At 61.6% G+C, this 22,888-nt stretch carries 26 protein-coding genes; 9 read left to right on the top strand and 17 right to left on the bottom strand.

Going from position 1 to position 22,888, the window contains the following annotated elements:
• The first annotated feature begins 109 nt into the window (after nucleotides 1-109).
• Nucleotides 110-1,150, top strand: coding sequence for a phytanoyl-CoA dioxygenase family protein (locus EDE09_RS05535; protein ID WP_165924115.1), 1,041 nt, complete (start codon nucleotides 110-112; stop codon nucleotides 1,148-1,150).
• A gap of 25 nt (nucleotides 1,151-1,175) precedes the next feature.
• Here EDE09_RS05535 and EDE09_RS05540 read toward each other — a convergent pair whose 3' ends face one another.
• Complete coding sequence (locus EDE09_RS05540; protein WP_105373025.1) at nucleotides 1,176-2,603, bottom strand: aldehyde dehydrogenase family protein; 1,428 nt, start codon at nucleotides 2,601-2,603, stop codon at nucleotides 1,176-1,178.
• A gap of 239 nt (nucleotides 2,604-2,842) precedes the next feature.
• Between EDE09_RS05540 and EDE09_RS05545 the strand changes: the two genes are divergently transcribed.
• Complete coding sequence (locus EDE09_RS05545; RefSeq protein ID WP_165924116.1) at nucleotides 2,843-3,748, top strand: DUF4344 domain-containing metallopeptidase; 906 nt, start codon at nucleotides 2,843-2,845, stop codon at nucleotides 3,746-3,748.
• Nucleotides 3,749-3,816: 68 nt separating this feature from the next.
• On the opposite strand, the gene EDE09_RS05550 is transcribed toward EDE09_RS05545, so the two are convergent.
• The 4 genes from EDE09_RS05550 to galE all read right to left on the bottom strand — a co-directional run bounded on the left by EDE09_RS05550 (nucleotide 3,817) and on the right by galE (nucleotide 7,213).
• A complete protein-coding gene (locus tag EDE09_RS05550; RefSeq protein ID WP_105373027.1) occupies nucleotides 3,817-4,431 on the bottom strand; it encodes an alpha/beta hydrolase in 615 nt (204 codons plus the stop codon).
• A gap of 24 nt (nucleotides 4,432-4,455) precedes the next feature.
• Nucleotides 4,456-5,385, bottom strand: a complete 930-nt coding sequence (locus EDE09_RS05555) for a VOC family protein (protein ID WP_105373028.1) — start codon at nucleotides 5,383-5,385, stop codon at nucleotides 4,456-4,458.
• Between the two features lie 125 nt (nucleotides 5,386-5,510).
• On the bottom strand, nucleotides 5,511-6,215 hold the full coding sequence (gene ung / locus EDE09_RS05560; protein WP_132409291.1) for a uracil-DNA glycosylase: 705 nt from the start codon (nucleotides 6,213-6,215) through the stop codon (nucleotides 5,511-5,513).
• A gap of 8 nt (nucleotides 6,216-6,223) precedes the next feature.
• On the bottom strand, nucleotides 6,224-7,213 hold the full coding sequence (gene galE, locus EDE09_RS05565) for a UDP-glucose 4-epimerase GalE (protein ID WP_105373074.1): 990 nt from the start codon (nucleotides 7,211-7,213) through the stop codon (nucleotides 6,224-6,226).
• Nucleotides 7,214-7,350: 137 nt separating this feature from the next.
• On the opposite strand from galE, the gene EDE09_RS05570 reads away from it, so the two are divergent.
• Nucleotides 7,351-7,707 (top strand): YbaN family protein, encoded by a 357-nt coding sequence (locus EDE09_RS05570; protein ID WP_105373030.1) that lies wholly within the window; start codon nucleotides 7,351-7,353, stop codon nucleotides 7,705-7,707.
• 1 nt (nucleotide 7,708) lies between these two features.
• On the opposite strand, the gene EDE09_RS05575 is transcribed toward EDE09_RS05570, so the two are convergent.
• Genes EDE09_RS05575 through EDE09_RS05585 form a run of 3 tightly spaced genes read right to left on the bottom strand, consistent with a single transcriptional unit; the run spans nucleotide 7,709 to nucleotide 10,385 of the window.
• Nucleotides 7,709-8,491, bottom strand: coding sequence for a heme ABC transporter ATP-binding protein (locus EDE09_RS05575; protein WP_105373031.1), 783 nt, complete (start codon nucleotides 8,489-8,491; stop codon nucleotides 7,709-7,711).
• Complete coding sequence (locus EDE09_RS05580) at nucleotides 8,488-9,576, bottom strand: iron ABC transporter permease (RefSeq protein ID WP_105373032.1); 1,089 nt, start codon at nucleotides 9,574-9,576, stop codon at nucleotides 8,488-8,490. Before EDE09_RS05580 ends, EDE09_RS05575 begins: the two co-directional genes overlap by 4 nt.
• A complete protein-coding gene (locus EDE09_RS05585; protein WP_245422928.1) occupies nucleotides 9,576-10,385 on the bottom strand; it encodes an ABC transporter substrate-binding protein in 810 nt (269 codons plus the stop codon). The genes EDE09_RS05580 and EDE09_RS05585 overlap by 1 nt, the downstream gene beginning before the upstream one ends.
• Before the next feature lie 236 nt (nucleotides 10,386-10,621).
• On the opposite strand from EDE09_RS05585, the gene EDE09_RS05590 reads away from it, so the two are divergent.
• The 3 genes from EDE09_RS05590 to EDE09_RS05600 all read left to right on the top strand — a co-directional run bounded on the left by EDE09_RS05590 (nucleotide 10,622) and on the right by EDE09_RS05600 (nucleotide 11,982).
• On the top strand, nucleotides 10,622-10,966 hold the full coding sequence (locus tag EDE09_RS05590; protein WP_105373033.1) for an antibiotic biosynthesis monooxygenase: 345 nt from the start codon (nucleotides 10,622-10,624) through the stop codon (nucleotides 10,964-10,966).
• A gap of 9 nt (nucleotides 10,967-10,975) precedes the next feature.
• A complete protein-coding gene (gene hutX / locus EDE09_RS05595) occupies nucleotides 10,976-11,497 on the top strand; it encodes a heme utilization cystosolic carrier protein HutX (protein WP_105373034.1) in 522 nt (173 codons plus the stop codon).
• 77 nt (nucleotides 11,498-11,574) lie between these two features.
• On the top strand, nucleotides 11,575-11,982 hold the full coding sequence (locus tag EDE09_RS05600; RefSeq protein ID WP_105373035.1) for a GFA family protein: 408 nt from the start codon (nucleotides 11,575-11,577) through the stop codon (nucleotides 11,980-11,982).
• A 6-nt stretch (nucleotides 11,983-11,988) separates the two neighbouring features.
• Here the strand turns inward: EDE09_RS05600 and EDE09_RS05605 are convergent, their stop codons facing one another.
• From EDE09_RS05605 to EDE09_RS05615, 3 genes are all read right to left on the bottom strand, one after another.
• Nucleotides 11,989-12,219 (bottom strand): hypothetical protein, encoded by a 231-nt coding sequence (locus EDE09_RS05605; RefSeq protein ID WP_105373036.1) that lies wholly within the window; start codon nucleotides 12,217-12,219, stop codon nucleotides 11,989-11,991.
• Nucleotides 12,220-12,237: 18 nt separating this feature from the next.
• Nucleotides 12,238-13,347, bottom strand: a complete 1,110-nt coding sequence (locus EDE09_RS05610; RefSeq protein ID WP_105373037.1) for a flavodoxin family protein — start codon at nucleotides 13,345-13,347, stop codon at nucleotides 12,238-12,240.
• 69 nt (nucleotides 13,348-13,416) lie between these two features.
• The gene (locus EDE09_RS05615) at nucleotides 13,417-13,605 is read right to left on the bottom strand and encodes a DUF3008 family protein (protein WP_132409295.1); all 189 of its coding nucleotides are present in this window, start codon (nucleotides 13,603-13,605) and stop codon (nucleotides 13,417-13,419) included.
• 149 nt (nucleotides 13,606-13,754) lie between these two features.
• Here EDE09_RS05615 and EDE09_RS05620 point away from each other — a divergent pair, with 149 nt between their 5' ends.
• From EDE09_RS05620 to EDE09_RS05630, 3 genes are all read left to right on the top strand, one after another.
• A complete protein-coding gene (locus EDE09_RS05620) occupies nucleotides 13,755-14,012 on the top strand; it encodes a hypothetical protein (protein ID WP_105373039.1) in 258 nt (85 codons plus the stop codon).
• A 164-nt stretch (nucleotides 14,013-14,176) separates the two neighbouring features.
• Nucleotides 14,177-14,971: a nucleotidyltransferase family protein gene (locus tag EDE09_RS05625; RefSeq protein ID WP_245422933.1), complete on the top strand. Its 795-nt coding sequence runs from the start codon at nucleotides 14,177-14,179 to the stop codon at nucleotides 14,969-14,971.
• A gap of 77 nt (nucleotides 14,972-15,048) precedes the next feature.
• Nucleotides 15,049-15,735, top strand: a complete 687-nt coding sequence (locus tag EDE09_RS05630) for a metallophosphoesterase (protein ID WP_105373076.1) — start codon at nucleotides 15,049-15,051, stop codon at nucleotides 15,733-15,735.
• A 55-nt stretch (nucleotides 15,736-15,790) separates the two neighbouring features.
• Here EDE09_RS05630 and lpdA read toward each other — a convergent pair whose 3' ends face one another.
• The 6 genes from lpdA to EDE09_RS05660 form a co-directional block, all read right to left on the bottom strand.
• Nucleotides 15,791-17,188, bottom strand: a complete 1,398-nt coding sequence (lpdA, locus tag EDE09_RS05635) for a dihydrolipoyl dehydrogenase (RefSeq protein WP_105373041.1) — start codon at nucleotides 17,186-17,188, stop codon at nucleotides 15,791-15,793.
• Between the two features lie 15 nt (nucleotides 17,189-17,203).
• Nucleotides 17,204-18,499 (bottom strand): dihydrolipoamide acetyltransferase family protein, encoded by a 1,296-nt coding sequence (locus EDE09_RS05640; protein ID WP_132409297.1) that lies wholly within the window; start codon nucleotides 18,497-18,499, stop codon nucleotides 17,204-17,206.
• 3 nt (nucleotides 18,500-18,502) lie between these two features.
• A complete protein-coding gene (locus tag EDE09_RS05645; RefSeq protein ID WP_105373043.1) occupies nucleotides 18,503-19,516 on the bottom strand; it encodes an alpha-ketoacid dehydrogenase subunit beta in 1,014 nt (337 codons plus the stop codon).
• A gap of 175 nt (nucleotides 19,517-19,691) precedes the next feature.
• Nucleotides 19,692-20,942, bottom strand: coding sequence for a 3-methyl-2-oxobutanoate dehydrogenase (2-methylpropanoyl-transferring) subunit alpha (locus tag EDE09_RS05650; protein ID WP_205839346.1), 1,251 nt, complete (start codon nucleotides 20,940-20,942; stop codon nucleotides 19,692-19,694).
• A gap of 36 nt (nucleotides 20,943-20,978) precedes the next feature.
• Nucleotides 20,979-21,746: a 3-hydroxyacyl-CoA dehydrogenase gene (locus EDE09_RS05655; RefSeq protein WP_105373044.1), complete on the bottom strand. Its 768-nt coding sequence runs from the start codon at nucleotides 21,744-21,746 to the stop codon at nucleotides 20,979-20,981.
• Nucleotides 21,747-21,755: 9 nt separating this feature from the next.
• Nucleotides 21,756-22,886, bottom strand: a complete 1,131-nt coding sequence (locus EDE09_RS05660; protein ID WP_105373045.1) for an acyl-CoA dehydrogenase family protein — start codon at nucleotides 22,884-22,886, stop codon at nucleotides 21,756-21,758.
• Nucleotides 22,887-22,888: the final 2 nt, after the last annotated feature.

The raw sequence follows: 22,888 nt of genomic DNA on the forward strand, positions 1-22,888 counted from the left end.
CCTGTGTTCAAGGCGTGGATATCCGATGATTCCGATTGTCACCAACCGCGCCCTCTTGCCTCGGGACGGTTTCTCCCTATCCTCCGGATATGGAAAGGGGGATCCATCCATGCCGCGAGCTATCGACCAATGGTGGCGTTATCCGGGCTACGCCTTCCGAGTCTTCGGAAGCGAAAAATCCTTCCGCAAAAACCCTGTGATCGGCAATCCGCGTTTCAACGAAATGGGCCTCCATCGGGAACGCGTGCGTCTTGCCGCCGGGATGGCCGCCTATCGCCGGCGACTGCTCGGCGTCTCGGTAAGTGCCGCAGAACGGGAAGCATTCCAGAGGGACGGCTTTGTGATCCGCGAGAATGCCCTGCCGGCAGACGTGTTCCAGCGGATACGCGACTACCTCAAAAATGAGCCTCTGCCGGCTCGCGAGATGCGCCAGGGGCAGACCGTCACGCGGATGACCCCGATCAACCGGAATGCGCTGGGAAAACTGCCGGATCTGGCGCGGTTCAGCAATGATCCCTCGATTGCAGGCCTCATCCGCTATGTCGGAGGTATCGGCGGCGATCCCGTGTATTTCATCCAGACCGTGATTGCAGAACCCGCAATCCAGGAAGCCGATCCCCAGACCGCCCTGCATGCCGATACCTTCCATTCAAGTTCCAAGGCTTGGCTTTTTCTCGATGATGTCGGACCGGACGACGGCCCCTTCGTCTTCGTCCCCGGTAGCCACAGGCTGACCGAAAAGCGGCTGGAATGGGAATACCGGCAGAGCCTTGTGGCGAGCGCGGACGGACGCACACACCATGCCGAAGGATCGTTCCGCATCACGCCCGAAGAATTGTCGACGCTTGGCGATTTTACCCCACGCAAGGTCGTGGTTTCCGCAAACACCCTCGTGGTGGCCGATACCTACGCATTCCATTCACGGGCTGTCAGCCATCGGCATACGGTTCGGGTGGAGTTGCATGCCTATCATCGCGGCAATCCGTTCGCGCCTCTTCCTCTCTCGGCGACCGCGCTGGTTCCGGGCCTGCGCGACCGTCGGCTGGATATCTTCCTCGCGCTGTCGGACAGAAAAGCCAAACGGGACGGCAGGATTCCGACCTGGAGGGATGTTGGAGCCTGCACCGCCTATTCCGAACCGCATATCTGATCCCTGAGGCCAGTGGTCGCCGGTTTCACGCGCCGTAGCCGACGATGCCCTTGATCTCGAGGAAGTCGTGGATGCCCCAATCGGCATATTCGCGGCCATTGCCGGACTGCTTGTAGCCGCCGAAGGGCGCGAACAGGTCCCAGTCCGGATAATTGATGAACACCGAACCGGCCCGCAGCCGCGCGGCCACCTTGCGGGCATTGCCGATATCTCCGGACTGCACATAGGCCGCCAGCCCGTAAGGCGTGTCGTTGGCGATCTCCACCGCCTGCTCTTCGTCTTCATAGGAGAGGATAGAAAGGACCGGCCCGAAGATTTCTTCTCGCGCGATCGTCATGTCGTTGGTGACATGGCCAAACACGGTCGGGCGGATATAATAGCCTCGGTTGAGGCCCTCCGGCCGGCCCGGTCCGCCGGTGACCAGCGTTGCACCTTCTTTGATGCCAGCCTCGATCAACCGCTGGATCTTGTCGTATTGCGTCTGGCTGACCACCGGGCCGAGATCGATACCATCCCCACGCGGATCGCCGGTCTTCAGCTTTTCGGCTGCGGCCTTCGCGATATCCAGAGCTTCGTCATGGCGCTTTGCCGGCACCAGCATCCGCGTCGGAGCATCGCAGGACTGGCCGGAATTGCCGAAACAGGCTGTAACGCCATCTGCAACGGCTTTCTCAAACTCGGCATCGGGAAGGATGATATTGGGCGACTTGCCGCCGAGTTCCTGGGCCACGCGCTTCACGGTGTCGGCCGCAGTCTTGGCGACGATGATGCCGGCCCGCGTCGAGCCGGTGAAGGAAACCATATCGACATCAGGATGGCCGGCCATAACCTGGCCGACATCGGGCCCGGTTCCGTTGACGAGGTTGAAGACGCCCTTCGGCGTGCCCGCCGCCTCCATAACTTCCGCAAAGATGATGCCGCTGATCGGCGCGATCTCGGAAGGCTTCAGCACCATGGTGCAGCCGGCGGCGATCGCCGGGCCGACCTTGCAGGCGATCTGGTTGAGCGGCCAGTTCCACGGTGTGATCAGCGCGCAGACGCCGATCGGCTCCTTGACGATCATCGTTGAGCCGCGCGCCTCGGTGAACTCGTAGTTTTCGAGCGCCTCGATCGTGGCGGCGAGATGCCCTTTGCCGGCCGCGGCCTGCGCATCACGGGCAAAGGCGAGCGGAGCCCCCATCTCCTGGGAGACCGCTCGCGCGATGTCTTCGTATCGCTTTTCATACTCGGCCAGGATGCGTTTCAGGAGCGCCAGCCGCTCCGCCTTGGACCATTGCGAAAAAGCAGGAAATGCCGCCTTGGCCGCCGCAACCGCCTTGTCCACATCGGCCTTCGAGCCTAAAGCGACCTGAGTATAGGCCTCTTCCGTCGACGGATCGACGACATCGAGCGCGACGGGAATATCCGGAGTTATCCAGATTCCGTTGATGAAGAATTTCAGATGGTTGCTCATGGAAGCTCTCCGGATCGGGGCGGATATGGAAGAGCACTATCGGCGATGAATTTTTGCCCCGCAAGGCCGCAGAGCGACATCGGCATTTCCCGGATCTTCCGAACCCTATCAAGCGGGCTTGAAGCGTCTCCGATACTTCTCGTCATACCGCTAATACTTCGGCAACAATACGAATTCATTGAGATTTAAACTGCGCCTGTTACAGATCAAGACAGTTTTCAGCGATGTCACGAGGGCCTATGCGACGCAGTCTTCTTCAAATTGCCTTGGCAGGGCTACTCGCTCTGTCGGCACCGAATGTGGGTGCAGAAACCCTGGAGGACGACCTCAAGGGCCTGACGGAGGAACAGATCGGCGATACGGTCGAGTTCGCCTTCGGCAACGCGCTGTTCTTCCTCTTCCACGAGGCCGGTCACATGCTGGTCTCCGAATTCGACCTGCCGGTCCTTGGCCGCGAGGAGGATGCGGTGGATACGCTCTCCACCCTCCTGCTTCTGGAGGCGGATGCAGACGTCTTCGAGACAGCTCTCATCGATTCCGTCGACGGATGGACATTGTCTGCCGAAGCGAGCGAAGCGGCGGAACATGAGCAAATTCTCTGGGACGCGCACGGTCTCGACCGCCAACGCGCTTTCAATATGGTCTGCCTGATGGTCGGCAAGGATGCCGAGAAATTCACCGAATCCGCAGACGATCTCGAACTGCCGGCCGGCCGTCGGCAGGAATGCGTGGGTGAATACCAGAAGGCCCATGCAAGCTGGTTCGGTGTGCTGAAGCCGCATCTGCAGACCGGCGACCAGAAGAGCAAGTTCACGATCACCTACCAGCCCGCGAAGAACAACGACCTCAAGGACTACGCGGACCTGGTGAAGGAGGCTCAGGTTCTCGAGATCCTGCAGGAACTGGTCTCCGGCCTCTACAAGCTTGACGACGGCATCAAGCTGACGGCAGCCGAATGCGGCGAACCAAACGCCTATTGGTCGCCGAGCGAGCGCGAAGTGACCTATTGCTACGAACTGATGCAGTGGCACGCGCAGGCAATCGCCCGGTATTTCAGGGAAAATGCCGAGGGCGGCGAAGAAGAAATCGGCGAGGCAAAGCCGGGGCTGAAATTTGTGTTCGGCAAGGCCAAGGGTCGCCAGTAGAGGTAACGCAATACGAAGACCCGGTTTGCGCCCTCGCAGGCAGCAAACCGGGCAATCTTTTTTGGCGTTCAGGCTCCGTAGGGAGCGAAGAACTTCTTGGCAGCTTCGATCTCGTTCGGCCGAATCTCATGGCCGCCGACATGCCATTCGAGTGTCACCTTGTCCCCCTGCCGCTTGAAATAATCGGCAAGCTCGACGCCTTGCGGCACCGGGCAGATCGGGTCGTTCTGGCCGGCGGTGATCAGCACATGCGCCGTCTCCTTGATCTTCCGGTCCTTTGGCTGGAACGGGATCAGCGGATGCATCAGAACGCCGGCATCGAAGAGGCCGGGTTTTTCGATCATGATATTTGCGAGGATATTCGCGCCATTCGAAAATCCGAGCCCCAGAACGGTGGATGACTCGTATCGGTCGCGGTTGGCAACCACGAATTCGCTCATCCGCTCGGTCGCCCGGGCAAGATCCTCGCAATCATAGACGCCTTCCGCCTTGCGCCGGAAGAAGCGCGCCGCGCCGTGTTCGGAAATATCACCGCGCGGCGAGATGACCGTGGCGTTGGGAAGCAGCCTTCCGCCGAAATCGAAGAACTGGTTTTCGTCGCCACCGGTGCCATGAAAGACGAACAGGATCGGTGATCCCGGGGCACCGGGCCTCGCCCGGTGCACATAGCTGTCGTAACTCATTTCAATCTCCTGATCCTGAACCCACTAAGCCAGCGGTTCCAGGTGCTGTTCGAGTGCGCTTCTCAGATGCGCATGCTGCGCAGGCAGCTTCAGCGCTTCGCCGAGATGTGCGGTGTCCTCGTCGCGGTCGAAGCCCGGCTCATTGGTGGCGATTTCGAACAACACGCCACCCGGGGTGCGGAAATAGATCGCCCAGAAGTAGTCGCGGTCGATGACCGGGGTGACCTGATAGCCGGTATCCATCAGTGCTTTACGGACCTCGAGCTGCCTTTCGCGGTTCTCAACCGCAAAGGCGATGTGATGAACCGAACCGGCACCAAGCCGCGCACCGCTGATGTTCGGCATGGTTTCGACATCGATGAAATCGGCACCGTTGCCGCCCGGCATTCCGAAGCGGGTCACGCCGTCCCTGGCATCAACCTGTTCGTACCCCATGAACTTCAGGAGCTCGGCGGTCGCACCTTCGTCATGCAGACGCATCGAAGCCGAATGGAAGCCGCGGATGGCCTCAGCCTCGCCGACGCCGTTGCCGGTCCAGGGAGCACGCGGGTCGTCCCTGACTTCGACCAGCGCGAACCCGTCACCATCGGGACCGGCGAAATGCAGCCGGTTGTCGCCAAAGGCATTGTCCGTCTTGATCCCTTCGGCGCCGGCCTTTGTCAGCCGATCGGTCCAGTAACCGAACGAGCCTTCCGGAACGGAGAAGAGCGTGGTGCCCACTTCGCCGGTGCCGGGACGACCGCGGGCGATATGCGGGAACGGGAAGTATGTCATGACAGAGCCGGGCGTGCCGACCTCGTCGCCGTAATAGAGATGGTAGACGTCAGGCGCGTCGAAATTGACGGTCTTCTTGACCCGGCGCAGGCCGAGCGTGTCGGTGAAGAACTTGTTGTTGGTGCTGGCGCTCGCAGCCATCGACGTGACGTGATGGAGGCCCTTGATCTGGTCGAGCATTGTAAACCCCTTTCTGGACCGCCTCGGCGATCCGTTGTTCTGGGGCAATATTTGGTTCATCGAACGGGGATTGGATAGATGAACGTGTCAGAACGCATTGTTCACCATCCGTAGACGGAAGATGATCAATTGTTCACAGAAGGCGGTGATGGCAACTGCCAGTCGATCGGCTCCTTGCCGCGCGACGTGAGGAAATCATTGGCCTTCGAAAAATGCCGGCAGCCGAAAAAGCCGTTATGGGCCGAGAGCGGCGACGGATGGGGAGCCTTCAGAACGAGATGTTTCCTCGTATCCACAAAGGCGGCCTTTTTCTGCGCATAGGAGCCCCAGAGCATGAAGACCGCGCCATCGCACTCCTCGTTGACGGCGCGGATGACAGCATCGGTAAAACGTTCCCAGCCTCGGCCTTGATGTGCGGCCGCCCTGCCCTCTTCCACCGTCAGCACGCTGTTCAACAGCAGCACGCCCTGGTTAGCCCAGTGCTCGAGAAAGCCGTGATTGACCGGAGGAATGCCGAGATCCGCCTGGATTTCCTTGTAGATATTAACGAGCGAAGGGGGAATGCGAACGCCGGGGCGGACGCTGAAGCACAGCCCGTGCGCCTGACCAAAGCCGTGATAGGGATCCTGGCCGAGAATGACGACTTTCACCTTGTCGAGGGGCGTCAGATCCAGCGCGCGGAAATACTCGCCGCCTTTCGGGAAGATGCGCTTGCCGGCCTCCTTCTCGGCGAGGAGAAACCGCCTCAGTTCGCTCATGTACGGATTGGAGAACTCCGGGCCGAGTACCCGTTTCCAGCTTTCCTCGATCCTGACCTCGCCCTCCGCCATATCCGTCCTCAAATGACCAGATGGTTCGAGCGCGAATGCCAGTCCCAGGCGGAGCGGATGATGTCGTTCAGGCTGAATTTCGGTTCCCAGCCGAGCACCGCCCGCGCCTTGTCGTTATTGGCGACCAAGGACGTGGAATCGCCTTCGCGGCGTCCGACATATTCCACCGGGAAGGGCTTGCCGGAAACCTCGGAGATCGCTGCCAGCAGCTCCTTGACGGTCGTTCCGGTGCCCGTGCCGAGGTTCAGCTCCACGGTCTCGCCGCCGGCCAGCAAATAATCCACCGCCCGCACATGCGCGTCCGCCAGATCGAGCACGTGGATATAGTCGCGTACACAGGTACCGTCGCGGGTATCGTAATCATCCCCGAAGACCTTGAAGCCCTGGCGGCGGCCGAGCGCCGCCTCGATCGCCAGCGGTATGGCATGCGTTTCCGGCGTGTGCCACTCGCCGATCCGGCCTTCGAAATCGGCGCCGGCGGCGTTGAAATAGCGCAACATCACCGACTTCAAGCCCTTGTACTGACCATAATCCTTGAGCGCCTGCTCGATGATGAATTTGGTGCGGCCATAGGGGTTGATCGGAGCCTGCTTATGCGTCTCGTCCATCGGCACGCGGTCCGGCAGACCATAGGTGGCGCAGGTGGAAGAGAAGACGAAGGCCTTCACACCGGCATCCATGGCGGCAGACATCAGGGTCAATGCGCCGATGACGTTGTTGTCGTAGAACCCGACGGGATTCTTGACCGATTCGCCCACCTCGATCAGCGCCGCAAAATGCAGGACCGCATCCGGTTTGTGCTTGGCGAAGACCTCATCGAGCCGGGCGCGATCACGAATATCGCCCTGTTCCAATTCGCCCCAGCGGACGAATTCCGCATGGCCATTTGACAGATTATCGAAGACTACGGGTTCATACCCCTTCTCCGCCAGCACCAGACACGTATGCGAACCGATATAGCCGGCTCCACCGACGACGAGCACCTTCTTCTTCGACATCATGTCCCTCTCGGTTGTTGAAGTCGGCGGCACTATAACCGGCGCTGCCCAAATGGGAAGGGTGAACCCGAGCTTCGATATTGGATGACGCGCGCTTTGAACTTATCTATCCTACTCAGGATTTTTAAAGGCTCTTCATGCGTTTTCTCTTTCTCAGTCTCGGTTGGCTGTTCGTGGCGCTCGGCATCGTTGGCGCATTCCTGCCGGTGCTGCCCACGACGCCCTTCCTGCTGCTTGCCGTCGCCTGTTTCGCCCGCTCGTCGCCGCGGCTTGAGGCATGGATGCTCGACCATCCGAAATTCGGGCCGTCTCTTAGAGACTGGCGGGAAAGGGGCGCCATTCCAACAAAGGCCAAGATCGCCGCCGTGGTGATGATGAGCGCCAGCTACGCGATCTTCTGGTTCGGCACCTCGCCGCCCCTGTCTCGGGCGGCTTTCGTCGCAGCACTGATGATCGCGCCGGCGATCTTCGTGGTCACCCGGCCGAACGCGTAAGTCAGCGATGCCGCGATTGCGGGAGGACGTAGGGAATATCGGCAGCAGGCAGACGTCCAACAGCGCCGACAATCCCGTAGACACTCGCAATGAGCCCGTCACTCACCGTTTCCGGGCAAGGTCCTTCCGCGACAACTCGGCCGTGGTTCAGGACCACCAGATGGTCGGCGAATTCGGCCGCGAGGTTGAGGTCGTGCAGGATGGCGAGCACGATGCCGCCCGCGGCCGCGAAATCGCGGGCGGTTTCCAATACGGAAATCTGATGGCCGAGATCGAGGCTGGCGGTCGGCTCGTCGAGAAAGAGCGCACGCGGCACGCCATCGGCGACCGGCTGCGGCACCTGGGCGAGAGCGCGGGCAAACTGGACGCGCTGCTGCTCTCCGCCCGACAGCGAGGGATAGGGCCGGTTTTCGAAACCCCGCAATCCTACCCGAGAAAGCGCCTGGCGGGCCTGTTCCGTCGGGTTGAGCGCGCCCTGCGCAACCGCCCCCATGCGGGCGATCTCCAGCGCGGTGAAGGGGAAGGCAAGCTGTGTCGCCTGCGGCAGGACGGCCCGGCGTTTGGCAAGATCGCCCGGCTGGCAGAGATCCAACCTCGTCCCGTAGTAGGAGACGACACCCGTATCGGGTCTCATCTCGCCGGAAAGCACCCTCATCAGCGTCGATTTGCCTGCACCGTTCGGCCCGATCACGACCGTGAACCGACCCGGATCCAGATCGATTCCGACATTGTCGAGCAGCTTACGGCCGGACCGAGCGACGGTGATATGTTCGGCGGAGATCATGGCATGTCCCGCATGTTGATGCCGTTCCTGCCAAGCAGCAGCAAGAGAAAGACCGGTGCGCCGAACAGCGCCGTTATGACGCCGATCGGCAATTCCGCCGGTGCGGCAACGGTTCGCGCCACACTATCGGCAATCAGAAGCAAGGCTGCGCCGCCGATCGCCGAACCCGGCAGCAGGAAACGGTGCGATGGCCCCATGGTCAGCCGCAGGAGATGCGGCACGACGATGCCGACGAAACCGATCGAGCCGGCGACAGCGACGGTCGAGCCGCAGGCTGCGGCAACCGCCACGATGACGATCCGTTTCAGCCGCTGCACCGGGATGCCCATGTGGAAGGCGGCTGCATCCCCAAGCACAAGGGCATCCAAGCCGCGCGCCACGAAGGGGATGATGACCAGCACGGCGGCGATAAAAGGGAGGATAGAAAATACCCGCCCGAAGGTGGCGCCGCCGAGCGAGCCAAGGCTCCAGAAGGTGATGTCGCGAAGCTGCCGGTCGTCGGCCATGACGATCATGAGGCCCATGATGGCGGCAGAAAGCGCGCCGATCGCGATCCCGGAAAGGATCAGCGCCGTCGTGGAGGTTCGGCCGTCGCGGGTGGCGATGAGATAGAGCATCCAGGTGTTGAAGAGCCCGCCGAAAAAGGCCATCAGCGGCAGGAACTGGTTTCCGAGGAGCATGGAGATCGGCGCCAGCAGCGTATTGCCAAGCACGATTGCCGCGACAGCCGCGAGACCCGCGCCAGAGGTGACGCCGACGATACCGGGATCGGCGAGAGGATTGCGGAAGAGCCCCTGCATCATGGCGCCGGAGACGGCGAGCCCCGCCCCCACCAGAAGTCCAAGCGCCGTACGCGGCAGGCGAACCGCTTCGAGGATCACTCTGTCCTGCGTCGAGAGGCTGTCCCCGTTGCCGGTCGCATAAACCCAGAGATCCCGCAGGCCGACGCCGGTCGGCCCCACCCCGAGCGAAATCGCGCAGGCGACCACGAGCAGCGTCCCAAGCAGGATCAGGACCAGAACGGCCTGCCTTGTCCGGTCGCCATCGGGCGACACGCTAAAGGGCATCGCCAGCGCCTTCGCCATCAGTTGATCGCTCCTGGATAGATCCGGGCGGCAAGCGTGCGGACTGCTTCGGGCGTGCGTGGTCCGAAGCCCAGGAGAAGAAGGCCGTCCATGGAGATCAGAGCCTTGTTGGCGGCAGCGGGCGTCGTCTGCATGGAGGGAATGGCGAAGACCTGTTCCGGCGTCAATTCATGATTGCCGCGCGACATGGAGAGGATGACGTCCGGCTGAGCGCCGATCACAGCCTCGTCGGCGAGCGACTTGTAGCCGTTAATCGTCGGGGCGGCATTGATACCGCCGGCCATCTCGATGACAGCTCCGGCTTCCGTATCTGCTCCACCGGCCATCACCCGGTTGTTGGACAGCGACAACACGAAGAGAACCTTCTTTTTCGGACCGGGGATTTTCGCAACGTCTGCTGCCAGCGCCTTGAGGTCTGCCTCGGTTTTCGCCGCAAGCGTCTCAGCCTTTTCCGCAAGTCCGACGGCAGCGCCCACATCGCGGATCTTCCGGCCGATCTTGTCGGCCTTGGCCGGCGTCGCAATCACGACCATCGACACCTCGCTGGCCTTCAGGATTTCCAGAACCGGCGGTGGCCCGGACCCCTCTTCCATCAGGATCAGGTCCGGCTTCTGGCCGAGAATCCCTTCCGCCGAAAGCTGCCGCATATAGCCGACATCCGGCTTGGCGTTTGCCGCGTCGGGATAGAAACTGGTGGAATCCCGTGCCACGATGCGGTCTTCTGCGCCAAGCGCGTAAAGGATTTCCGTGATGGTACCGCCGATCGAAACGATGCGGCTGGCTTCGGGATTGCCCTTGTCAGCTGCCATCGTGGCACCAGCGACGCAAGTCGCCGCTAAAAGAACGGCTGCGAACAGCCTGCCGGAAGTGAAGTAAGACCCCATGATATCCGCCCCTTTCTTGCCCAAACCGAGGCGCAATACGCCTCTGCCCGCATGCCGCACGGCAATAACTTGAGTTGACTACGCAAGTTTTTTCGGCTTTTCAAGAGCGCCGGCCGCAGATATCTTGAGCCGAAAGTGAAACTTATTGTGAGGGATGATCCATGTATATCGCGATGAACCGCTTCCGCGTCGTGCCGGGTTACGAAGAGGCTTTCGAAGCCATTTGGCGGACGCGCCAGGGGCGTCTGGCGGAACTGCCGGGCTACATCGAATTCCACATGCTGAAAGGGCCAAAGGCCGAGGATCACACCCTCTATGCGTCTCACACCGTCTGGGAGAGCTTCGAGCATTTTCAGGCCTGGACGAAATCGGAGCAGTTCCGCGCAGCGCACGCCAAGGCCGGTGAGAATCGCGGCAAGGTCGAATATCTCTCCGGACCTCATTTCGAAGGTTTCGAGGTGATCATTCATGAAGACCGCAACGGCGTTCGCGCCGATGCTGCCTGAGGTCAGCGCATGAACGCCCTTTCCGATATCAAGCCGGACCGTCGCGAACGAGCCCTCGCCGCCCTTGCAGAAAAGCCCGATGGCGTCGTCGAGGCGATCGCGGCAAACGCGGAGGTTACCCCGGCCGAAATCCTGGAGATCCTCCCGAAAGGTGCCGCCGTCATCGCGGCCAAGGAACACTTTCTCGACATCTGGTCCGAAATGACCGGCTGGGGAGAAGTCCTCTTTATCGTCCATACTGACGATATCGTATTGGAGGCGGAGGGCAGCCTACCCGTCGGTTCCGAGGGTCATGGCTGGTTCAACATTCACGGCGACAGCCCGATCGGCGGTCATATCAAGAAGGACAATTGCGCCTCGGTGACCTTCGTCGACCGAGCCTTCCATGGCCGCCGCTCGTGTTCGGTGTGGTTCATGAACCAGGAAGGTTCGGCCATGTTCAAGGTTTTCGTCCGCCGCGACGAGAACCGCGAACTGATTATCGAGCAGCTTCAGAAGTTCGAGGCGCTGCGCGACCGCTACAACGCCTGAGATTGAGGCGTGGCCCGTTATTTTTGCCCGAGCCGGAAATCTGCGGAACGACTCGTGCGTTCCGCCGTTAGCGGCATATGGCAACAAAAACCGAATGGACCGGAGGATGCCTCTGCGGAAAGCGGCGTTACCGCTTTCGAATCCCTCCTTCCTCCGCCGGCTTCTGTCATTGTACCATGTGCCGCCGCGCCACTGGCGGACCCTTCGCCTTCCTCGTGCGTGTCGAGGAAGGCGATCTTGAATGGCGCGGCGAGCCGCCTTCGGTCTATCGCTCCTCACCGATTGCGCAGCGAGGGTTCTGTCCGGACTGCGGCAGCCCACTTTTCCTGAAATATGATGATGATGGCCGCTTTCGGGTGACGGGGGGCACGCTGGATAATCCGGAAACGATCGTTCCCGGTTATCATTACGGCATCGAAAGCCGCCTGCCCTGGATGGACTGCGGCAAGGGACTTCCGGAAGAAAAGACGAAGGAAAACATTTGAGGCGCCTCAAAGCGCCGGTACCCATTTCCAGAAGACGCCTTCCATCCTCTCGGGATAATATTTGAACTCGCACTCGAACCGCCTGCCATACGCTTCGGCAGCCTTCAACGCCTGCTCGCTTACCGGTTTCATGCCGGTGCCCGGCGCGAACCAGTCCTCCATGAGGTCGTCGGGGACGTAGACTCCGATCCGAAGCGGCAAAGCCGTCAATGTTGCATCCAGTTCTTCAGGCGGCATGATCTTCCTCCTCTCAAGCTATTTTGAGCGTGGTTCCTGCAAACGGTCGCCGGCGCCGATTTTGTGCCCGGCGTGCTTGGCGAGCACAGCCTCCAGCAGCGTTCGGGCCGCGTTGCGGACTTCCTCCTGGACGGCCTTGTCCCTGTCGAGCGCCTCGTGGCTTGTGGCGTAAGGCTCGAAGTAGCCGATATAGCGGTCAAATTCCGCCAAAGGGCCGGCGGGCACAAGGTGCATGAAGCGCAACCAGTCGGAAAGGCTGCGGCGTGTATTTTCTGCACCCTCCACATCTCCGTGACTGATGACGGAATAGAGCCGTCCCTCCAGATGCCGCGGATAATGCCAGCCGCGCATCTCGATCTCCTTGGCTTCCTTGGCGTGTTTGCCGTGGGTGGTGGTGGGATCGGGATTTCCTCCGTCGGCACAGACCAGCCGGTCCATCATCAGCTTCACGGGCGACGAGACCTGATACCAGTTGACCGGCGTGATGATCATTATGCCGTGCGCCTCAACCCATAGGGGATAGATTTCATTCATCCAGTCATGGACCTGCCCTAGCGAATAGTTCGGGTAACATGAACACGGCCAATGACAGAGCGCGGCCGCGGTCGAAAAGCACGCCTTGCAAGGATGAATGTGTCGGCCGTATTCCGACGTCAGACGGCTGAGATCCAGGACTTCGACCGATACATGAGACGCCTGCCGCAGCACGTCTTCGGCAATCTTGATCAGCCGATAGGTTTTCGAGATCTCTCCCGGGCAGGTGTGTTCGGTTCGCGACGATCCGCTGATCAGGAGAAAACGCCTGGGACCGGCCGCCTCGTCATGCCGGGCCTGCGCCGCCTGGATTTCTTCCCGTGCCGCCAGCCAGTCGGTGGCAAGGTCATAGTCCGGATCTGCGAAATCCGGCCCGGCTTTACGTGTCTTCGGGCTCTTTCGGGAGTGGAGATAGGCGTCCCAGGCAGCCTCCGCGATACGGCCCAACTCCACCGACAGCGGAACATAGGCTCTGTCCTGGAACTGGTCCAGAAAGCGCCGCTTGAACTCGGCTTCGTCGAGGCGAGGACTCGGGCTGCCCTTGCGCGGTTCGAGATCATGCTCTGGAGTCAGGCTGGTCGGATTGGAAACCATAAAATCATCCCGGAAAACAAAAGGCGAGCGTCCCGTAACGCTCGCCCGATCTCCAAAGTTCCGGAACGATCAATGCTGTGCGGCGTGCTCCGGCTTTCCCTTCCGCTTCGTAGAAGCCATCTTGTCGAGTTCCTTTTCTGTCATGGGTTTCTCCATGCTTTTCGAGGCTCCCTTGAGCTCGCTCTTCTTGATGTCGCCACGCTTGGCAGCCAGGGCGGCACCGGCTGCTTTCTGTTGTGCTTTGGATTTTGCAGGCATATCGGCCTCCTCGTATTTTCACTCTGGAAAACAACATGGCGCCGCCGCTTTGGTTCCAGATTTTGAGACGGAACATGTGGTCCATTGACGGGTTGTTCTGCTGAGCTGCCGCGCGTGTCAGCGGCTTCAGAACGCAGAAAGGGCCAACAATGAGCGAGAAACGCAACACCGCAGCCGGCGGCGACTCCTCCCGTTTCGAACAGGAGGGACGGGAAAGAGTGGAGGATGCCCTTCACGCGCAGATGGACATGACCAACCAGGAGGCACTCAAGGAAGCCGCAAGGATGGGGGGCGGCGATACGTATCTCGTCCAAACCGATCTCGAAGACCGAGACCAGCGCGAGGACACCGACCAGCCGGATGGCCGCGCCAGCCCGATGGCGAACGCCGATAATCCCGAACGCTGACCTGATCTCCTGATCCGGAAAGGGGTCGAAGCGGAACCTACAGGCGCACCTGAGTGTTCCCCTGCGCGAGCCGAGATTGGGAGAGCTTGATGAACGCCGAAGCCAATGCAGCGCTGACCCTCACTCCGAGATCGGAGAAGGACGCGTTGAAGAACGAGCCAGACATGGAGGTGAAGGCTTCGCCGACGCTGGCGGATGCCGATTCGGAATCCTTCGTTGCCGGGGCTCTGGAGGATCTGGTCAACTGCCACATCCCGTTCCTTTTGGCCGGGACTTTTGCGGTCAGCGCCTATACCGGCATTTCCCGCCCGACCAAGGATCTGGATATCTTCTGCCGGGCGGGCGACTACGCCCGCATCCTCGCCCATTTCAAGGAGAAGGGCTACGAGATCGAGGTGGAAGACGACCGTTGGCTCGGCAAGGTGAAGAAGGGCCGGCACTTTTTCGACGTGATTTTCGCCGGCTCGAACGGCACCATGCCGATCGGCGATACCTGGTTCGAGAACGCCCGTCAGATCGAGATGAACGGCCACAAGGTGCGCATCATCGCGCCCACGGAGCTCGTCTGGTCGAAATGCTTTGTGCAGCTTCGCCACAGATATGATGGCGGCGACATCGTCCACGTCATCTTGCGGGCGCATGACCAGATCGACTGGCAGCGGCTTCTCAATCACATGGAAGTGCATTGGGAGGTGTTGCTGATCCACCTCCTGAACTTCCGCTGGATCTATCCGACCGAGCGGGACAAGGTGCCCGACTGGCTGCTGGACGAACTGCTTGACCGGCTGAAGGCGCAGCGCGAACTGCCGCTGCCGCAGATGAAGATCTGCCGCGGCCGCATGTTCAGCCGGGTGGATTTCGAAATCGACGTGAAGGAATGGGGTTTCGCGGACGTAGGCGGAGAAGGTGAACTGCGCGAAGGCGTACAGCAGGAAACGGCACAAGGAGGAACGGTGTGACCAAGGAGACGGATGTAAACAACGACGCCGCCAAGGCCGGAGCAAAGAAGGCGAATGGCAAGGCTAAGATCGCCGCCATGGGCGACCTGCATGTCAAGGAGCACGGCACGACATCCTACAAGGAATTGTTCACCGAGATTTCCCAGAACGCGGACATATTGGTGCTGACCGGCGACCTCACCGACCTTGGGAAGGTGAAGGAGGCCGAGATCCTTGCTGCCGACCTGCGCTCCTGCTCGATTCCCATCGTCGGCGTCCTCGGCAATCATGACTACGAATGCGGCTGCGTGGAGGAAGTGACGCATATCCTGAAGGATGCCGGCGTCCACCTCCTGGAAGGACAGGCCGTCGAGATCAACGGTGTCGGTTTCGCAGGCGTGAAAGGCTTTGCCGGCGGATTTGGCCGGCATATGCTCGGCTCCTTCGGGGAGCCGGCGATCAAGGCGATGGTCACCGAAAGCGTCGAAGAGACGATGCGGCTCGAAAACGCCCTCCGCCAGGTGCGCTCCGAGCGCGCCATGGTCATCCTCCATTATGCCCCCATCCGCGAGACGGTGGCCGGCGAACCGGAGGAAATCTATCCTTTTCTCGGCTCATCACGTCTCGCAGAGACCATCGATCGCTTCCCGGTTAAAGCCGTCGTCCACGGCCACGCGCACCGAGGCACCTACCAGGGCAAGACGCCCGGCGGCGCCCCGGTCTATAACGTCGCATCACATATCGAGAAGCCGACCGGCAAGCCCTATGCGTTGTTGGAGCTTTAGAAGGCGTCGCCGTCTCTTTGCGATTGCGACGTCTCGATCACAGCCTCAATCACGGTTACACATGCAGCGCATGCCCGAGCGCCTTCAGCGCCGCCTCCGCGAAAGCTTCTGACTGGGTCGGATGCGCATGGATCGTGCCGGCGATATCCTCCAGCCTCGCTCCCATCTCGATCGCGAGCGAAAAGGCGGCGGAGAGCTCTGAAATTCCCACTCCTACGCCCTGAATGCCGAGCACCAGGTGATTGTCGGCGCGTGCCACCACGCGCACAAAACCTTCTTCGGACGACAGCGTCATCGCGCGACCGTTGGCCGTGAAGGGGAACTGGCCGATCTTGACCTCGCGGCCCGCTGCCCTCGCCTCATCCGGCGACAGCCCCACCGACACGATTTCCGGATCGGTGAAGCAGACGGCGGGAATGGCGCGCTTGTCCCAGTTTCGGCGTTTGCCCGAAACGATTTCCGCCACCATTTCGCCCTGCGCCATCGCCCGGTGCGCTAGCATGGGTTCGCCGGTCACGTCGCCGACCGCATAGATGCCGCGCATCGAGGTGCGGCACTGGTCGTCTATCCGGAGATACCTTCCGTCCATATCGAGTTCCAGTTCCTCGCGGCCCCAGCCGTCGGTCACCGGCTTGCGGCCCACCGTCACCAGCACCTTGTCGGCGGCGATCCGTCTTTCCTCGCCGTCGGCCGTTTCGGCGAGCAAGGCTTCGCCGTTCGCAGACATGCCCTTCACCTTGGTGCCCAGCAATATCTCAACACCCAGCGCCGAGAGCCGCTTCGCGACTGGCTGGGTGATCTGGCTGTCGTAGAGCGGCAGGATGCGATCGAGCGCTTCGACGACCGTCACCTTTGAGCCGAGCTTGGCGAAGGCGATGCCGAGTTCGAGGCCGATATAACCGGCGCCGACCACGGCTAGCCTTTCCGGCACCTGGGTCAGGGACAAGGCGCCGGTGGAGGAAAGCACCTTGCCCCCGAAAGGCAGCATCGGCAGTGCGACCGGCGCCGATCCGGTCGCAATCACGATGTTTTCGGCGCGGATGACCTGCTGGCCGGTCTCGGTCTCCACCTCCACCGTCTTGCCGTCTCGAAATTTCGCACGCCCGACGACGATTTTCACGCCTGCCTTCTTGAGCAAACCCGAGACGCCCATGGTCAGCCGGCCGGTGATGCCGTCCTTCCAGGCCATGGTCTTTGCCAGCTCGATGGCCGGGCTTTCGGCCCTGATGCCCATGGCATTGCGGCCGGCGGCCATGGCGACCGCCTTATGAAAATCGTCGGCCGTGTGGATCAGTGCCTTGGAGGGAATGCAGCCGATATTGAGGCAGGTGCCGCCCGGCTTCGCCATTTCGACGATGACCGTATCGACGCCGAGTTGACCGGCCCGGATGGCGGACACATAGCCACCCGGGCCGGCACCGATGACGAGGAGCTTGCAGGTGATTTCTTTCATTGTTCTTTCCCCACCTCACTCGTCGACGAATATCAGCGCTGGCGTTTCCAGAAGCGCTTTCAGCCGCTGCACGAAGGTTGCCGCATCCCAGCCGTCGACCACGCGATGATCGAAACTGGAAGACAGGTTCATCATCTTGCGCGGCACGAATTGCGTGCCATCCCAATGCGGTCGTATCGCCAGCTTGTTGACGCCGACGATCGCCACTTCCGGATGGTTGATGACCGGCGTTGAGACGATGCCGCCCATGGCGCCGAGCGAACTGATCGTGATCGTCGAGCCGGTCAGTTCCTCCCGCTGCGCCGTGCCATTCTTCGCCGCATCGCTCAACCGCGCCATCTCGCGGGCACAGTCGAAGATATCCCGCGCCTCGGCATGCTTGACGACCGGCACGACAAGCCCGGCCGGAGTTTGCGCCGCAATGCCGATATGCACGCCGCCGAACTGGCGGATGACGCCCGCCTCGTCGTCGAAATGCGCATTGATCCCCGGTTGCTCGGCGACTGCCTTCACCATGGCCCGCATCAGGAACGGCAGAATGGTGAGCTTCGGCTTGCCGGGTTTCAGGCTGGCGTTCATGCGGGCGCGCAGTTCTTCGAGCGCGGTCATGTCCACCTCCTCCACATAGGTGATGTGGGGAATGCGGGATTTGGCGAGTGCCATCTTCTCCGCGATGCGGCGGCGCATGCCGACGACCTTGATCTCCTCGATGTTCTTGTTTGGCTGCAGTCTCGCCGCCATGCCCGGACCGTTCTCGCGGCCGAGATATGCGTCCAGATCCTCGTGGGTGATGCGACCGGCCGGGCCCGTCCCCGAGACCTGACGCAGATCGATACCCGCTTCCTTCGCCCGCAGCCGGACAGCGGGAGAACCAAGCGGTTTCTCGCCTTCAGCGCGCGGAGCCCCGTGAGGAACGCCGGCTGTTTTCGGTGCCGCGGCGACCCGCAGCGGTGCAATGTCGGGAGCCAGCTTGGGCTTTTCCGCTGCTGGCTCCTGTTTCGGCTCCATCGAAAGCGACACCGGTTGGGACGCGGGGATTTCCGCCTCCGGTTCTTCTTCGTCCTCGGCACCTGCGGTCTTGATCTTCAGGATAACCGTGCCGGTGGGGATAACGTCTCCCACTTCCCCGTGCCGCCAGGTCACTTCGCCTTCCACCGGAGAGGGGATCTCGACGGTCGCCTTGCCGGTCATCACGGCGGCGAGCACCATGTCCTCGCGCACAAGGTCGCCGACACTGACATGCCATTCGACGAGCTCGGCTTCCGCGACCCCTTCGCCGACATCCGGCAGCTTGATAATTCTCTCAGCCATCGCTCAGGCCTCCATCATGTCGCGCAACGCCTGGCCCACCCGGACAGGTCCCGGGAAATAGTCCCATTCCTGCGCATGCGGATAAGGCGTATCCCAGCCCGCGATGCGCACGACCGGCGCTTCGAGGTGGTAAAAACAATGCTCCTGCACCAGCGCCGCAAGTTCCGCGCCGAAACCGGAGGTCAGCGTCGCCTCATGCACCACCATGCAGCGGCCGGTCTTCCTGACGGACTCCACGATGGTTTCGAGATCGAGCGGCATCAGCGTGCGCAGGTCGATGATTTCCGCATCGATGCCGGTCTCCTCCGCCGTTGCCTCAGCCACATGCACCATGGTGCCGTAGGCGAGAATGGTCACGGCCGAGCCCTCCCGCCGGACGACCGCCTTGCCGAGCGGCACGGAATAGTGCTCTGAGGGCACTTCCCCCAGCGGATGGCCCGCCCACGACGTCACCGGCCGGTCGTGATGGCCGTCGAACGGACCGTTATAGAGCCGCTTCGGCTCCAGGAAGATCACCGGATCCGGATTCTCGATCGAGGAGATGAGCAGGCCCTTGGCATCATAGGGATTGGAGGGCACCACGACCTGGAGGCCGCAGACATGGGTGAACAGCGCCTCTGGGCTCTGGCTGTGCGTCTGCCCGCCGAATATGCCGCCGCCGGTCGGCATCCGCACCACCATTCCGCAGGTGAATTCCCCGTTCGAGCGGTAGCGCAGCCGTGCCGCCTCCTGGGTGAGCTGGTCATAGGCCGGATACATGTAATCGGCGAACTGGATCTCGATGCAGGGTTTCAGCCCGTAAGCCGCCATGCCGATCGCCGTGCCGACGATACCGGATTCATTGATCGGCGCATCGAAACAGCGCGTCTTGCCGTATTTCTGCTGGAGCCCCTGAGTGCACCGAAAAACGCCGCCGAAATAACCGACATCCTCGCCGAACACGACCACGCTGTCGTCACGCTCCATCGACACGTCGATGGCGCTGCGGATAGCCTCGATCATCGTCATGCGAGCCATGGGAAGGCCTCCATGCAAATAGAATGGGGGTCGCGAATGGAGTTCCGCCGGAGCGACGAACTCCCGATGATCTCACCCCTTGAGGGGGAGATCGGCAAGAGGCATGGCTTACCACCCAATCTACCGACAGCCGAGGATGCGAACAGGATATACATATTGGTCATCTCCGCCTCCCTCACACCCCCGCCTGCTGCCGCTGCCGCTTCAGATGCGGCGGCATTTCCGCGTAGACGCCTTCGAACATGTCGCGCATCGACGGCCGGCCGCCGGAATGCAGCGTGCCGTGGCGTTCCGCCTCCTTCTGGGCGGCAACGACCGTGTCGCGGATTTCCGCTTCCATCTGCTTGTGACGCTCCTCGCTCCAGGCGCCGACGCGGATCAGATGGTTCTTCAGCCGGATCACCGGGTCGCCGAGCGGCCAGGCCTCCGACTCCTCCTTGGGGCGATAGGCAGAAGGATCGTCGGAGGTGGAATGGGCGCCGACGCGGTAGGTGACGTATTCGATCAGCGTCGGGCCGATGTTCCGGCGCGCCCGCTCCGCCGCCCATTTGGCGACTGCATGCACCGCAAGATAATCGTTGCCGTCGACGCGCAAGGACGGCAGACCGTAGCCCAGCCCACGCGCTGCAAATGTGCCCGAACCGCCGCGCGCAACGCCCTGGAAGGTGGAAATCGCCCACTGATTGTTGACGACGTTGAGGATGACCGGCGCGCGATAGGTGGACGCAAAGACCAGGGCGGAATGGAAATCCGACTCCGCAGTGGACCCGTCGCCAATCCAGCCGGCTGCGATCTTCGTGTCGTTCTTGATCGCAGACGCCATGGCCCACCCCACCGCCTGCACATATTGGGTCGCAAGATTGCCTGATATCGTGAAGAAGCCGTAGTCCTTCGCCGAATACATGATCGGCAGTTGCCGGCCCTTCAGGGGATCGGCGTCGTTGGAATAGATCTGGTTCATCATCTCGACCATCGGATAGCCGCCGGCTATCAAAAGGCCTGCCTGACGATAGGTCGGGAAATTCATGTCGCCCGGCTGCAGCGCTTTGCGGAAGGCGCAGGAGACCGCCTCTTCGCCAAGATGCTGCATATAGAAGGAGGTCTTGCCTTGCCGCTGCGCCATCAGCATACGGCTGTCGAAGGTGCGGAGGAGCATCATGTGCCTCAGCCCCTCCATCAGTTCCTCATTGGTCAGCGTCCCGGCCCAGGGGCCGACAGCCTCGCCTTCCCGGTTCAGGACCCGGATGATGGAAAAGGCGAGATCGCGGATCGTTTCGGGATCGACGTCCACTTCCGGCCGGCGCACGGAACCCGCCTTCGGAATGGTCACATTGGAGAAATCCGGCTTGCCTCCCGGCCGCACCTCCGGCTCCGGCACATGAAGACTTAACTTGCCCGGCAGGCCGAACTTCATGTCATCCGTCATTCGCTTCTCCTCCCAAAGAACCGGGTATTGTCCCGTTCAACGCGGCGCCATGCGAAGCGCTCCGTCGAGACGGATGACTTCGCCGTTCAGCATCGGGTTTTCGATAATGTCGCGCACCAGCCGCGCATATTCCGAGGGCCGGCCGAGCCGCGGCGGAAACGGCACGGATTTGCCGAGCGAGGAGCGCACCTCTTCGGAAAACCCCGCCATCATCGGCGTCTCGAATATGCCGGGCGCAATCGTCATCATGCGGATACCGTCGCGGGCAAGCTCTCGGGCAATCGGCAGCGTCATGCCGGCAACGGCCGCCTTGGACGCGGAATAGGCCGCCTGACCGATCTGCCCGTCATAAGCGGCAACCGAGGCAGTGGCGACCAGCACGCCGCGCTCGCCTTCCTCGTTTGGCTCGGCCTTCGCAATCGCCTGCGCCGCCAGCCGGATCACGTTGAACGTGCCGATCGTATTAATCTCCAGAGCGCGCGTGAAGCTTTCCAGCGCATGCACGCGCTCCCTGCCAAGAACCTTCTCCGATGGGGCGATTCCGGCACAGCAGACGGCACCACGAATCGGCCCGTTTGCGGCCTCCGCCTGCGCCACCGCGTTTTCGACGGCGGTGCCGCTGCGCACATCGGTCTTGATGAAGATCGTATCCCTGCCAAGCTCGTTGGCCCTCGCCTGACCGTTCGTCTCATCGAGATCGAGCAGAGCGACGCGACCGCCTGCTTCAACGAGCATTTTTGCTGTCGCAAGGCCGAGGCCCGAAGCGGCCCCCGTCACCAGGAAATTTCCGCCTTCTATCTTCATCCTTGCCTCTCAGTTTGCCAGGCCGCGGGCGATGATGATCTTCTGGATGTCGGACGTGCCTTCGTAGATCTGGCAGACGCGGACATCGCGGTAGATGCGCTCGACCGGGAAATCGGAGATATAGCCATAGCCGCCGAGCGTCTGAATCGCCTCGGAGCACACCTTCTCCGCCATCTCAGAGGCAAAGAGCTTCGCCATGCAGGCTTCGTCCAGGCAGGGCTCGCCGCGATCCTTCAGCCGTGCGGCATGCAGCACAAGCTGACGCGCCGCCTCGATCTGGGTCTTCGCTTCCGCCAGCCGGAAGGCAATGGCCTGATGCTCGAGCAGCAGCTTTCCGAATGTCTTGCGCTCCTTGGCATAGGTGAGTGCCACGTCGAAGGCCGCCTGCGCCATGCCGACGCATTGGGCGGCGATACCGATACGTCCGGCCTCCAGGCCAGAAAGCGCGATCTTCAGGCCTGCGCCTTCCGGTCCGATTCGCTGGCTTTCGGGAATGCGCAGGTTGTCGAACATCAGCGCCGCGGTATCCGACGCCTTCTGCCCGAGCTTGTCCTCGACCTTGGATATCGAAAAGCCCGGAACATCCGTGGAGGTGACGAAAGCCGAAATGCCCCGTTTGCCGGCCGAAGGGTCTGTGACAGCGAAAATGATGACCGTTCCGGCAATCTTGCCGGACGTGATGAACATTTTCGAGCCGTTGATGACGTAGTCGCCTCCGTCCCTGGTCGCCCGGGTTCGGATGGCTGCGGCATCCGAACCCGTATCCGCCTCGGTCAGCGCGAAGGCTCCGATGTGCCGTCCCTCTGCGAGCGGCCGCAGGAACTGTTCCTTCTGCTCGTCGGAAGCATGCGCGTCGATGAGCGAACAGACGGGTGAATTATGGACGCTGACCAGCGTCGAGACCGCACCGTCGCCGGCGGCGATTTCCATCAGTGCGCTCGCATACGCCACATAGGAACAGCCGACGCCGCCCCACTCCTCGCTCGTGCGCATGCCCAGAAAACCCAGTTCGCCAAGCTGCTGGAGCACCTCCGGCTCGATCGCGTGCGCCTTCTCGCGCGCCGCCGCACCGGGCCTCAGCACCTCGCGGGAAAACTCCGCGGCCGTCGAACGGATGAGCTCCTCCTCATCTGTCAGCATGC

The sequence above is a fragment of the Neorhizobium sp. S3-V5DH genome (genome assembly GCF_004343065.1).
GTDB classification, from domain to species: Bacteria; Pseudomonadota; Alphaproteobacteria; order Rhizobiales; family Rhizobiaceae; genus Neorhizobium; species Neorhizobium huautlense.

What these genes read in the sequence shown, in the direction of transcription:
- EDE09_RS05660 (WP_105373045.1), bottom strand. Translation starts at nt 22,886, where the DNA reads ATGCTGACAGATGAGGAGGAGCTCATCCGTTCGACGGCCGCGGAGTTT.
- EDE09_RS05555 (WP_105373028.1), bottom strand. Translation starts at nt 5,385, where the DNA reads ATGCTCGACCAGATCAAGGGCCTCCATCACGTCACGTCGATGGCTGCG.
- EDE09_RS05625 (WP_245422933.1), top strand. Translation starts at nt 14,177, where the DNA reads ATGGAGGTGAAGGCTTCGCCGACGCTGGCGGATGCCGATTCGGAATCC.
- EDE09_RS05550 (WP_105373027.1), bottom strand. Translation starts at nt 4,431, where the DNA reads ATGAGTTACGACAGCTATGTGCACCGGGCGAGGCCCGGTGCCCCGGGA.
- EDE09_RS05605 (WP_105373036.1), bottom strand. Translation starts at nt 12,219, where the DNA reads ATGCCGCCTGAAGAACTGGATGCAACATTGACGGCTTTGCCGCTTCGG.
- EDE09_RS05585 (WP_245422928.1), bottom strand. Translation starts at nt 10,385, where the DNA reads ATGGCAGCTGACAAGGGCAATCCCGAAGCCAGCCGCATCGTTTCGATC.
- EDE09_RS05645 (WP_105373043.1), bottom strand. Translation starts at nt 19,516, where the DNA reads ATGGCTCGCATGACGATGATCGAGGCTATCCGCAGCGCCATCGACGTG.
- EDE09_RS05545 (WP_165924116.1), top strand. Translation starts at nt 2,843, where the DNA reads ATGCGACGCAGTCTTCTTCAAATTGCCTTGGCAGGGCTACTCGCTCTG.
- EDE09_RS05615 (WP_132409295.1), bottom strand. Translation starts at nt 13,605, where the DNA reads ATGCCTGCAAAATCCAAAGCACAACAGAAAGCAGCCGGTGCCGCCCTG.
- EDE09_RS05620 (WP_105373039.1), top strand. Translation starts at nt 13,755, where the DNA reads ATGAGCGAGAAACGCAACACCGCAGCCGGCGGCGACTCCTCCCGTTTC.
- EDE09_RS05640 (WP_132409297.1), bottom strand. Translation starts at nt 18,499, where the DNA reads ATGGCTGAGAGAATTATCAAGCTGCCGGATGTCGGCGAAGGGGTCGCG.
- EDE09_RS05540 (WP_105373025.1), bottom strand. Translation starts at nt 2,603, where the DNA reads ATGAGCAACCATCTGAAATTCTTCATCAACGGAATCTGGATAACTCCG.
- ung (WP_132409291.1), bottom strand. Translation starts at nt 6,215, where the DNA reads ATGGCGGAGGGCGAGGTCAGGATCGAGGAAAGCTGGAAACGGGTACTC.
- EDE09_RS05575 (WP_105373031.1), bottom strand. Translation starts at nt 8,491, where the DNA reads ATGATCTCCGCCGAACATATCACCGTCGCTCGGTCCGGCCGTAAGCTG.
- EDE09_RS05600 (WP_105373035.1), top strand. Translation starts at nt 11,575, where the DNA reads ATGGCAACAAAAACCGAATGGACCGGAGGATGCCTCTGCGGAAAGCGG.
- hutX (WP_105373034.1), top strand. Translation starts at nt 10,976, where the DNA reads ATGAACGCCCTTTCCGATATCAAGCCGGACCGTCGCGAACGAGCCCTC.
- EDE09_RS05535 (WP_165924115.1), top strand. Translation starts at nt 110, where the DNA reads ATGCCGCGAGCTATCGACCAATGGTGGCGTTATCCGGGCTACGCCTTC.
- EDE09_RS05570 (WP_105373030.1), top strand. Translation starts at nt 7,351, where the DNA reads ATGCGTTTTCTCTTTCTCAGTCTCGGTTGGCTGTTCGTGGCGCTCGGC.
- lpdA (WP_105373041.1), bottom strand. Translation starts at nt 17,188, where the DNA reads ATGAAAGAAATCACCTGCAAGCTCCTCGTCATCGGTGCCGGCCCGGGT.
- EDE09_RS05610 (WP_105373037.1), bottom strand. Translation starts at nt 13,347, where the DNA reads ATGGTTTCCAATCCGACCAGCCTGACTCCAGAGCATGATCTCGAACCG.
- EDE09_RS05580 (WP_105373032.1), bottom strand. Translation starts at nt 9,576, where the DNA reads ATGGCGAAGGCGCTGGCGATGCCCTTTAGCGTGTCGCCCGATGGCGAC.
- EDE09_RS05650 (WP_205839346.1), bottom strand. Translation starts at nt 20,942, where the DNA reads ATGACGGATGACATGAAGTTCGGCCTGCCGGGCAAGTTAAGTCTTCAT.
- EDE09_RS05590 (WP_105373033.1), top strand. Translation starts at nt 10,622, where the DNA reads ATGTATATCGCGATGAACCGCTTCCGCGTCGTGCCGGGTTACGAAGAG.
- EDE09_RS05630 (WP_105373076.1), top strand. Translation starts at nt 15,049, where the DNA reads ATGGGCGACCTGCATGTCAAGGAGCACGGCACGACATCCTACAAGGAA.
- galE (WP_105373074.1), bottom strand. Translation starts at nt 7,213, where the DNA reads ATGTCGAAGAAGAAGGTGCTCGTCGTCGGTGGAGCCGGCTATATCGGT.
- EDE09_RS05655 (WP_105373044.1), bottom strand. Translation starts at nt 21,746, where the DNA reads ATGAAGATAGAAGGCGGAAATTTCCTGGTGACGGGGGCCGCTTCGGGC.